An 11,309-nucleotide genomic window follows, 5' to 3' on the forward strand; every position below is an offset into this window, starting at 1 on the left:
TTCCTTCGGTATCCACCGCAGTCATTCCTAAACCTTTTTCTTCATTCACCTTAACGAAAATTATTTTTTCTGGCGATTTAATACTTAATTCCTTGACCAAGGATTTTGCAATAGGGTGGTTTGAATAGGCTTCAATTCCGAAAATAATTGATTCTGCCTTTTGTTGGGAAATATTTAGGCATTCCAGCGACTTAATTTTAAAATTACCAGTGGTTAAGGTTCCGGTTTTATCAAAAACCATGAATTTTAACAGCGCAATTTCCTCTATTGTATTTCCTCCTTTAATTAAAATCCCACTTTTGGCGGCACGACCTAAGCCTACCATTACGGCAGTAGGAGTGGCTAAACCCATAGCGCAGGGACAAGAAATTACTAAAACCGCAATTGCGTTGAGCATAGATTTTTGGAGGCTTACGTCAAATGCGTAAAAAGCAATAAAAAAAGTTAGTATAGAAATCCCAACCACAATTGGAACAAATATCGTAGCAACTTTATCGCCTAGCTTTTGAATGTTTGGCTTTGCTGCTTGCGCCTTCTTCATTAGCTCAATAATTTGAGATAGAACAGTGTGTTTACCTGTTTTTGTAACCAAGATATGAATGCTGCCTTTTTCAATCATCGTTCCGCCAATAACTTGATCGTATTTTGATTTTTCTAAGGGTAAACTTTCACCAGTTAACATGGCCTCATTTATTGATGCCTCACCCCAAATTATTTCTCCATCAACTGGAATTTTATCGCCTGCATTAATTATTAAGATATCCCCAGGCTTGATTTCAGAGGAATGAATTTCAATAATTTGACCATTACTCATTTTATGCGCCTTCACTTCTTGAAAATGCATGAGATCTCTAACTGCCGAGGTGGTTTGTGTAACAGAGCGCTTCTCTAATACATTACCTAATAAAACAAGTGAAATTATTGTAGCTGCTGTTTCGTAAAATAAGTAATCGGGACCTAAATTCTGAATAGTTCCTACAATGCTATAGATGTAAGCGGCACTTGAACCTATAAATATGAGTACATCCATATTCGGGATGCCATTTTTTAATGAATGATAAGCACTTTTGCCAAAATGCAAAAAACCCAATAAGTAAACAGGTGTACATAATGCCAATTGAACCAAAGGGTTATGAAGCCAATGAAATGGCAAGAACATGTGCGAAAAAAGCGGGATCGTAAATATTAATGAAAAATAGAATTTATTTTCAACTTTCTCATAAGCCTTTTCTTGGATTGGAACACTATCTTCACTCACCTTGTAACCTAGGCCTTCAATTTCTTTGATTATAGATGGAGTAGTGCTTAGATCGTTGGTTTTATATTTGACTTCATTGTTTGCAAAATCTACGTAGACATCTTGTAAACCTTTTTTTTCAAGTAATTTATGTACAGAAAGTGCACAGTTATTGCAATGCATTCCGCTAACTTGAAGTTCAACCAATTCTTCCTTATTCATTTCAGCTTGTTTTTGTACAATGCAAATTTACCACTAATTAACGCTAATGATAAATATTGAGTTTATTATGTTTTATTTATTACAATAGGGGAATTGAATTGTTTGTAAAAGCAAATTATTAGGAGATAAACGCTCATCTTACTGATAATCAGCTTAGAAAATTAAGATAAAAAAATTTGTAATCTATGCTTAAATGCTTATTTTTGCAGAAATAAATGGTGGTTGTAGCTCAGTTGGTTAGAGTATTGGTTTGTGGTGCCGAGGGTCGTGGGTTCGAGCCCCATCAGCCACCCATTTAAATTAGAAATCCCCTTTCAAAATTGGAAGGGGATTTTTTATTTCTTTATTTTAAGGTTTTTACCATTCAATCAAATACTTTCTATTACCAATTTTAGAAGTTATTTCATTATCAAATAATTACATTCCTATAATTTATCAGCTATTATTATATTCTAGTTTATATATTGAATGTAGATTTAAACTATGTTTTAATACAATTGCTAATTATTTTCATCCATTTCAGGATATTTGCAAATGTTTATGTTATATGCTTGTTCTGCAGTAACCTTATTTATTGTTTTGGCACATCAATTGCAATTAGACTTGTGCCCTCAAAAAGGGCATGTTTTTCATAGGTAGATGTAGGGTCGAATAATATATTCGACCCTTATTTATGAAATTTTTCACTATTAAATTTGTGTTGATTTCCAATAGTCATCCGCCATTTTCACACTACCTTGTTTTAATAATAATTCTTTTGCTTCATTATAATCTGAGATTTTTGTGTTCCTCATCAGAATCTTTACTGCACGATCAATTATCTTATCGTTTATAAGTTTTACGTGTACCATTTCATTATCCTGAACACGCCCCATTTTAATCATTGTGGTAGTGCTAATCATATCAAATATGATTTTTTGAGCCGTGCCACACTTCATTCTTGTACTGCCACTGATAAATTCTGGTCCTGTAATAACCTCAACAGGGAAATCTGCCTGTTCAGCTATTGTTGATTTGGGATTACTGACGATGCAAGCAGTAGTAATATGACTTTTTCTACATTCTTTCAAAGCAGATAATACAAATGGCGTAGATCCGCTAGCAGAAATGCCAATTACAATATCCGAATTGGAAACTTTATGTGTCTTTAACATCTTCCAAGCCGCTTTAACATCATCTTCTTTCTCCTCTGGTGCTTCAATTAAATGCTCTTTTCCACCGGCGAGAACCACATTAAATAAATTAGGGCTAACACCAAATGTTGTGGGTAATTCAATAACATCTAAAACAGATAATCTGCCGCCGCTTCCGGCTCCAACATAGAATAATCTGCCGCCACCAGTAATTTTAACGACAATGGCTTCAATTAGGATATTAATTGATGGTAAAGCTCGTTCAATCGCAAGTGCCACTATCTGGTCTTCCTTATTTATATATTTTGTTATTTCTTCAATCGACATTTTCTCTAAATGCCTATAATTAGATGCTTGTTCGGTAATTTTCAACATGAATGATAGATTTGATTAATTCTCAGATTTAAATACTTCTTTTTCTTGAAAAATTATTATCTAAGATTTTTGATTTATATTCTACAAATAAATATGAGAAATCTTAGATTTCCTAACCCTAATGATGGTATATTCTTTCAATATAAGAAGATATAGCTCTATTATCCAAGAAATTAGTTTTAAAACTAACATTTGCTAAGTTCAGTTGTTATTGTGGTTAATAGGATTTTAATTCACTCAAAATCATTATGTCTATTCGATCAGATCTTAACTCATTTTTAGATTTTTGTGGTGAATTATTTCGTTTTAATTCTCGTTTTTTTGCCTATGGCTTTAAACCACCTTATGAATTTCAAGAATTTATAAAGCAATGCTATTTAATTGGTTATAAATCTTTACCACTAATCGGCCTCACTGCGTTTATCATGGGAGTTGTATTGACAATGCAATTAAGACCTTCAATGGCTGATTATGGTGTTGAATCACAATTGCCAGCCATTGTCGCAATAGCCATCGTTAGAGAAGTAGGTCCAGTAATTACTGCTTTAATTTTTGCCGGAAAAATAGGAAGTAGCATTGGCGCTGAACTTGGCTCGATGAAAGTTACTGAGCAGATTGATGCTATGGAAGTTAGCGGCACCAATCCTTTCATGTATTTAGTTGTTACTCGAGTTTTGGCTTGTACTTTTATGCTACCCATTTTGGTAATGCTTGGGGATGCTATTTCCTTGTATGGTGCCTATTTGGGAGTAAATCTTCATAGCACTACCAGCTTTAATCTTTTTTGGAGCCAAGTGTTTGATAATCTCGTATTTGGCGATGTTTTACCTGCCTTTATAAAAAGTTTCTTTTTTGGCTTTGCAGTTGGTTTGATTGGATCCTATAAAGGTTATACTAGTAATAAAGGTACAGAAGGCGTGGGGCGATCAGCAAATTCGGCAGTAGTAGTTTCTTCGGTTATGATATTTATCATTGATCTTCTAGCAGTTCAGGTCACTAATATTTGGGGAATATAATTTATAAATGACTATTAATAAACAAATCCCAAAGTCTGATAATAATGTAGTAAAAATCAAAGATTTATGTAAATCATTTGGAAATAATCAGGTGCTTAATCATTTCAATTTAGATTTGAAACGCGGTGAAAGCATGGTTGTTTTGGGTAAGTCGGGTTCAGGGAAATCAGTTCTAATTAAGTGTATTATCGGTTTATTGAAACCTGATAGTGGTAGCATTCATGTTTTTGGGGAAAATATTCCTGATTTAAACCATAAGGATTTAGACAGAATAAGATCAAAGATTGGTTTTTTGTTTCAGAGTAATGCTTTGTACGATTCTATGACTGTTAGAGAAAATCTAGAATTTCCACTAAGAAGGCATTCTTTGGGTCTTTCAAAATTGGAAAATGATAAAGTAGTACTAACTGCATTAGAAGATGTAGGACTTGCACATACCATAGATATGATGCCAGCTGAATTATCAGGTGGTATGCGTAAAAGAATCGCACTCGCCCGAACCTTAATTTTAAAACCGGAAATCATTCTTTATGATGAACCAACTACTGGCTTAGATAACATAACAGCTAAAGAAATTATTCAACTCATGCTAATCATTCAACAAAAGTATAATACAAGTTCGCTGATTATTACTCATGACATGAATTGTGTAAAGTTAGCAAGTAATAGAGTCTCAATTTTGATTGATGGAAAGTGTTATATCACAGGCCCTTATCAGAATTTGCTAAGGTCACGCGATCCAATTATTAAACAGTTTTTCGAATAAATAATGAAGAAACAACTATTAAATAATACTAAGCTCGGACTTTTTGTTTTTGCAGGGTTATTATTTCTTATTATCCTTTTGTACATGATTGGTAGAAATAGAAGTCTCTTTGGTTCAAATTACATTTTGAAAACTAGGTTTGAAAATGTTCAGGGACTAATACCTGGCAACAATGTTCTTTATGCGGGTATTCAAGCAGGCACTGTAAAAAAATTAGAAATATTAAATGATACAACCGTTGAAGTTACAATGATTATAGATACCAAAATGGAACTTATAATTCGTAAAGATGCCATTTCATCTATCGGGACAGATGGTTTGGTGGGAAATAAAGTTGTAAATATTGTCCCAGGCAAATTAAATGCACCAATTGCTAAAAAAGGTGATCTATTAATGAGTAAAAAAAATATTGACACAGAGAAAATTTTAAGTACGCTATCACAAACTAATAATGAGGTTGCCATTATTGTTTCTGGATTAAAAAATACTGTTGAACGAATAAATAATAGTTCCGCATTTTGGGATTTATTAGGTGATAATCAAATGGCAGACAATATAAAAAACTCCGCTAAAAACATTCAAATAGCTAGCTCAAAGGCTAGTTCAGTTGGCACTGATGTTCAAGTAATAGTTAACGACTTGAGAAAGGGAAGTGGCACTATGGGTATTCTTTTAAAGGATACCATTTTAGCATCAAATTTGACTAAAACTTCCCATAATTTGATTTTAATAACTGCTCAACTCAATACTGTAATATCAGAAATACAGAAAGATATAAATTCAGGAAAGGGGCCTGCAAACTCCTTACTTAAAGATACCATGATGGTTAATAAACTCAATAAAAGCCTTAATAATCTTCAAAAAGGGACCGATGGATTTAATCAAAACATGGAAGCTTTAAAAAAATCATTCCTTTTTAGAGGATATTTTAAAAGGCAGGAGAAGCAAAGTTCTAAAGACGAACAATTACCTTAATTGTTGTCACTATTGAATTTAATTTTTATTATTATAAAAGGAATATAAACACTTGTTAATAAAGCTCTTTTCTCTTCCGAAAAAAAAAGATCTAAATATTTAATAAAATTAAAATGTGTCAGTATATTGTAATGGTAAAATAAATTATTCGTTTTTTATAATAATCTTTTCATGAAAAAGAGGATCATATTCTATCTTTTGTTTATTGTAACTTTACTTTATAGTGTTCAATCATGTAATTATATAGGTGTAAATCTGACTGATGAAGAACAAATTCCTAATCAGGTAAGTTATAATTTCGATATCAGGCCGATACTTTCAGATAAATGTTTTACTTGTCATGGTCCGGATGCGAATAAACGTGAAGCGGGTCTTCGTCTAGACAATGAAGAAAGTGCATTCAAAGCTTTGAATGAGAATCCAACTGCACATGCTATAATTGCAGGCAAACCTGAATTATCTGAAGTGTTTTTAAGGATTTCAACTAAAGACACGAATCTACTAATGCCCCCACCAAACTCTAACCTGAAATTAAATCCTCGTGAAATCAAATTAATTGAAAAGTGGATTAAGCAAGGTGCTAAATATGAATCCCATTGGTCATTTACCAAACCCAAAAAAGCTAAACTTCCCAAAATAAGTGACACGAAATGGCCAAAAAATGAAATTGATTATTTCATTTTAAATAAGATGGAGCTGAAAGGTCTCGAGCCAAATCAAATTGCTGAAAAGGAACATTTACTAAAGCGCTTAAGTCTTGATTTAACTGGATTGCCACCAAGCATCGACATGATGAATAAATTCTTGGCTGATAATAGTCACAAGGCCTATGAAAAGGTTATTGATCAGTTATTGAAAAGCCCAGCTTACGGAGAGAAAATGGCTTTGCAATGGCTGGATGTGGCTCGTTATGCCGATTCTCATGGATATCAGGATGATAGCTATCGCTCTGCTTGGCCTTGGCGTGATTGGGTAATTCATTCTTTCAATAGAAATTTACCATATGATCAGTTTATAACGCTTCAACTAGCGGGAGATCTTATTCCTAATGCAACAAAGGAGCAAATTCTTGCAACGGGATTTAATCGCAACCATAAAATTACAGAGGAAGGTGGTGTTGTTGATGAAGAATATCGTGTACAATATGTGATTGATCGCACAAACACCTTTTCCAAAGCACTTATTGGTGTTACAATGGAATGTGCTCAGTGTCATGATCATAAATATGACCCCTTTTCTCAAAAGGAATATTTCCAGCTTTATGCTTTTTTCAATAATGTGAAAGAGGTTGGTTTGCAGTCGGATGTGGGTGGACCAGAAACTTATGCTAAAGATCCCTTAATAGAAATTAGTAACGACGAGGTAAAAAATATCCTTAAATTCATAAATAAACAGGATACAAACAAATTAATCGTATCTGTTATGGCCGATAGAGATACGCTCAGAAAGACCTATATTTTAAAGCGTGGGGCTTATGATTCACCAGATAAAGAGGTTTCTCCGGGCACACCTAATTCTATTTTAGCTTTTGATAAAAATCTTCCCAAAAATAGACTGGGATTATCAAAATGGCTATTTGATAAGAGAAATCCGCTAACGGCCAGAGTTTTTGTCAATCAACTTTGGCAAGAAATATATGGGCGTGGCATAGTAAAAACTGCTGGCGACATGGGTATGCAGGGTGAATTACCTTCACACCCCGAATTACTTGATTGGCTAGCAGTAGATTTCATGGAAAATAATTGGGATATAAAGCGCCTCCTTAAAAAAATGGTTTCGTCTGCCACCTACCAACAGTCTGCAGTGCTTTCAAAATCCAAATTGGATGTTGATCCTGAGAATATTTATTTATCTAGAGCACCTCGCTACCGAATTAAAGCTGAATTAGTGCGTGATTTAGTTTTATCGAGTAGCGGACTTCTCATTAAAACTATCGGCGGACCAAGTGTAAAGCCTTATCAACCCAATGGACTATGGGAGAATGCAACCTCTGGACGCGGAATTTTAAGGACTTATAAACAAGATCACGGTGCTGATTTATATCGTAGAGGAATGTACACCTTCATAAAACGAACAGTCCCTCCACCAGTTATGGGAATTTTTGATGCTAGCAATAGAGATCAATGCGAGATTGGTCGTTTAAAAACGAATACACCACTTCAGGCCTTGATTATGATGAATGATCCAACAGTCCTAGAAGCTGCGCGTGTTTTGGCCACCAATCTCGATGCTGAAAAAACTAAGTTTCAAGATAAACTTATAAAAGCCTTTAGGCTAATTGTTTGCCGGAAGCCAACCGTAAATGAAATAAATTTATTGAGTACCTATTATAATGATCAATTAATCACGTTTAAAAAAGAACAAGGTAGAGCAGAAAAATTAATTACTGTTGGTGAGTACCCAAAGCCTGAAAAAATGAATAAAATTAATGTTGCGGCCATGATGCAAGTAATAACAGCACTTTATAACTTGGAAGAAACTATAACTAGATCCTGATGGAAAAAGATTTTTTAGAACATGGTTTAAACTTTAATAGACGTCGATTTCTTTCACGTCTTAGTTTAGGTCTTGGAAGTGCTGCTTTGGGTTCATTACTTGTTCCAGATCTATTTAGTGGCGTTTCATCTGATTCTGGTCTCGAACCAGGAATACCACATTTTGCACCTAAAGCTAAACGGGTAATTTATCTTTTTCAAAACGGGGCACCCTCGCAATTAGAGTTATTTGATTATAAACCTAAATTGAGAGAGATGATGGGTCAGGATCTTCCTGCGTCCATTAAAGGAAACCAAAGGCTTACTGGCATGACTGCAAATCAAACATCATTCCCAATGGTGGGCTCTTTTGCTGATTTTAAGCAATATGGAGAGTCTAGAAATTGGATTAGTGATTTGCTACCATACACAGCTAAGGTTGTTGATGATATTTGTGTCATTCGATCAATGCATACTGAGGCCATTAACCATGATCCTGCACTCACATTTTTTCAAACAGGTGCTCAGCAAGGTAATCGACCAAGTATGGGCTCTTGGTTGAGCTACGGACTAGGTAGTGAAAATAAAAATCTACCTTCATTTACAGTTTTACTTTCAAAAGGTAAACAAGGAAATAATCAGGGTGTTTATTCGAAATTATGGTCTAGTGGTTTTCTAAATTCCATTCATCAGGGAGTTCAATTTAGCAGTGGAGATGATCCAGTTCTATATTTAAAAGATCCTGATGGAATGAATAAGTTTGAGCGTCGGAAATTCTTAGATCAATTATCTCATTTAAATCAATTATCCTACGAAGAATTTGGAGATCCTGAAATAAATACAAAAATTCAGCAATACGAGATGGCCTACAGAATGCAAACTGCTGTGCCAGAAATAATGGATCTCTCAAAAGAACCCGACGATATCATCAAACTTTATGGTTCGGATTCTATGACTCCTGGAACCTTTGCAGCAAATTGTTTATTGGCAAGAAAACTTTCAGAAAACGGTGTTCGTTTCGTACAATTATATCATCAAGGTTGGGATCACCATGGAAATCTACCCTCTGATATCGCTTCTCAAGCTAAAGAAGTCGATCAGGCTTCTGCCGCATTAATCACTGATTTGAAACAAAGAGGATTATTAGATGAAACACTGGTTATTTGGGGAGGAGAGTTTGGACGGACAAACTATAGTCAAGGCTCATGGACTGCCGAAAATTATGGCCGTGATCATCATCCTCGTTGTTTCAGTATTTGGATGGCCGGGGGTGGTATAAAACCAGGGATTTCTTATGGAGAAACTGATGAGTTTGGATATAATATCGTAAAAAACCCAGTGCATGTGCATGATTTTCAGGCAACAATTTTAAATCAACTCGGACTAAATCACGAAAAGTTATTTTTTAAACATTTAGGAAGAAGATATCGTCTTACAGACGTGTCTGGCAAAGTAATTAATGATATTTTAGTTTAAAAATTTTAATAATTATATGGAAAGAAGAAAATTTATTAAGAATAGTAGCGCTTTAACTGCAAGCTTTTTTATTGCAAAGGATTTATTTGCAGTTGATAAAGGTCCCGTTTATGGCCATAATAACATGAAATATACCCTTGATACAAAATGGGGAACTCTTAATTCAGCAAAATTTCCAGTAAATGACTGCCATGAAATGGTGCAAGATAAAAATGGCAGGATTATTCTGTTGACCAATGAAACTAAAAATAATATCCTTGTTTACAATACATCTGGGAAAATTTTAGATTCTTGGGGGCATGATTTCCCTGGTGGGCATGGTTTAACTTTAGCGGATGAAAATGGAACACAATATCTGTACATCACGGATACTGTAAAAAATCAGGTTTTTAAAACTACAATGGATGGAAAAATTGTACTCACAATTGATGTTCCACTAGAGTCTGGTGTCTACAAAAACGCAAAAGAATTTGTCCCAACTGAAGTGGCTACCCACTCAAATGGTGATTTTTTTATCGCTGATGGTTATGGTGCTCAATATATTTTACATTATGGCAATGATGGCAAGCTGAAAGGTTATTTTGGTGGTAGGGGACAAGGAGATGAAAAGCTTGATAATGCACATGGGATTGTTGTTGATACAAGATCAGGAACACCTAGTCTTTTAGTTACTGACCGAACACGTAATTGCTTTAAAAGATTTTCATTAGATGGTAAACTTCAAGAAATTATTAGTCTTCCCGGAGCTTGTGTGTGCCGACCAGTAATCAAAAACGACCACCTTTACGCTGCAGTACTTCGATCCCCAAATTTGGATAAGGAAGGCTCTGGATTTGCCACTATTCTCGATAAGAATAATAAAGTGGTATCAAATCTTGGAGGAACTGAACCAATTTATAAGGATGGAAAATTACAGCCAATGTCTCAGGCTGAAAAGATTTTATTCCATCCACATGATGTTTGTGTGGATAATGATGAGAATATCTATGTTGCGCAGTGGGCATCTGGAAAAGTTTATCCTTATAAGTTTAAAAGAGTGTAAACAATCGCAATCTTTATTATTTTATGAAAAGCAAACTTCAAGCTTTTGCACTTAGTCTGATTTTTGGGCTCAACATACTAATCATTTTTTTAATGATTTTTGAGTCACAATTAGTGATACCTCAATGGTTACATGTTTTGGGAAGAATACATCCTTTTCTACTTCATTTCCCAATTGTATTGCTCATTCTGGCTTCATTAATGGAGTTTTTTCGCTTTAAGTCAGAGAATAATAAAGCCCCACTTTACAATCAATTTACATCTTATTTTTTTATTGGTGGATTACTCTTTTCTGGGCTAACAATTTTAATGGGATTAATATTATCGCTAGAAGATGGATACGAAGGTGATACCTTGGATTATCATAAGTGGTTCGGATTGAGCACTCTTTTACTAGCTACATTATTATTTAAATTGAGAGATTTTAAATGGTACACAAATCTTCATGCCAAATTAGGTTCCATTATCTTAATAGTATCATTAATTATTGCAGGGCATTTTGGCGCTATTCTTACTCATGGAGATAATTTTGTGCTTGAACCTGTTTCTCAGCCGGAACTTGTGCCAATCGATCAAGCAAAAGTTTACGAGCAT

At 34.4% G+C, this 11,309-nt stretch carries 9 protein-coding genes and 1 tRNA gene; 8 read left to right on the plus strand and 2 right to left on the minus strand.

Going from position 1 to position 11,309, the window contains the following annotated elements; translation table 11 throughout:
* Window positions 1–1,459: heavy metal translocating P-type ATPase (locus ACILQF_RS05710; RefSeq protein ID WP_395626454.1), on the minus strand; the 1,459-nt coding region annotated here is incomplete at its 3' end.
* 218 nt (window positions 1,460–1,677) lie between these two features.
* On the opposite strand from ACILQF_RS05710, the gene ACILQF_RS05715 reads away from it, so the two are divergent.
* Window positions 1,678–1,751, plus strand: a tRNA-His gene (locus ACILQF_RS05715).
* Window positions 1,752–2,148: 397 nt separating this feature from the next.
* Here the strand turns inward: ACILQF_RS05715 and ACILQF_RS05720 are convergent.
* Window positions 2,149–2,967, minus strand: a complete 819-nt coding sequence (locus ACILQF_RS05720) for an N-acetylmuramic acid 6-phosphate etherase (protein ID WP_395626455.1) — start codon at window positions 2,965–2,967, stop codon at window positions 2,149–2,151.
* A 248-nt stretch (window positions 2,968–3,215) separates the two neighbouring features.
* Here ACILQF_RS05720 and ACILQF_RS05725 point away from each other — a divergent pair, with 248 nt between their 5' ends.
* From ACILQF_RS05725 to ACILQF_RS05755, 7 genes are all read left to right on the plus strand, one after another.
* Window positions 3,216–3,983 (plus strand): MlaE family ABC transporter permease, encoded by a 768-nt coding sequence (locus ACILQF_RS05725; protein ID WP_395626456.1) that lies wholly within the window; start codon window positions 3,216–3,218, stop codon window positions 3,981–3,983.
* A gap of 7 nt (window positions 3,984–3,990) precedes the next feature.
* Window positions 3,991–4,749 carry an ABC transporter ATP-binding protein gene (locus tag ACILQF_RS05730; protein WP_395626457.1) on the plus strand — a complete coding sequence of 253 codons (759 nt, stop codon included), beginning with the start codon at window positions 3,991–3,993 and terminating at the stop codon, window positions 4,747–4,749.
* A 3-nt stretch (window positions 4,750–4,752) separates the two neighbouring features.
* Window positions 4,753–5,724 carry an MlaD family protein gene (locus ACILQF_RS05735; RefSeq protein ID WP_395626458.1) on the plus strand — a complete coding sequence of 324 codons (972 nt, stop codon included), beginning with the start codon at window positions 4,753–4,755 and terminating at the stop codon, window positions 5,722–5,724.
* 171 nt (window positions 5,725–5,895) lie between these two features.
* Window positions 5,896–8,220, plus strand: coding sequence for a PSD1 and planctomycete cytochrome C domain-containing protein (locus tag ACILQF_RS05740; protein ID WP_395626459.1), 2,325 nt, complete (start codon window positions 5,896–5,898; stop codon window positions 8,218–8,220).
* The gene (locus ACILQF_RS05745) at window positions 8,220–9,674 is read left to right on the plus strand and encodes a DUF1501 domain-containing protein (protein ID WP_395626460.1); all 1,455 of its coding nucleotides are present in this window, start codon (window positions 8,220–8,222) and stop codon (window positions 9,672–9,674) included. The genes ACILQF_RS05740 and ACILQF_RS05745 overlap by 1 nt, the downstream gene beginning before the upstream one ends.
* Window positions 9,675–9,690: 16 nt before the next feature.
* Window positions 9,691–10,716: a hypothetical protein gene (locus tag ACILQF_RS05750; protein ID WP_395626461.1), complete on the plus strand. Its 1,026-nt coding sequence runs from the start codon at window positions 9,691–9,693 to the stop codon at window positions 10,714–10,716.
* Between the two features lie 23 nt (window positions 10,717–10,739).
* Window positions 10,740–11,309 (plus strand): DUF2231 domain-containing protein (locus ACILQF_RS05755; protein ID WP_395626462.1); only part of this gene is annotated, 570 nt, incomplete at its 3' end.

This window comes from Daejeonella sp. (genome assembly GCF_044232565.1).
Taxonomy (GTDB): Bacteria; Bacteroidota; Bacteroidia; order Sphingobacteriales; family Sphingobacteriaceae; genus Daejeonella.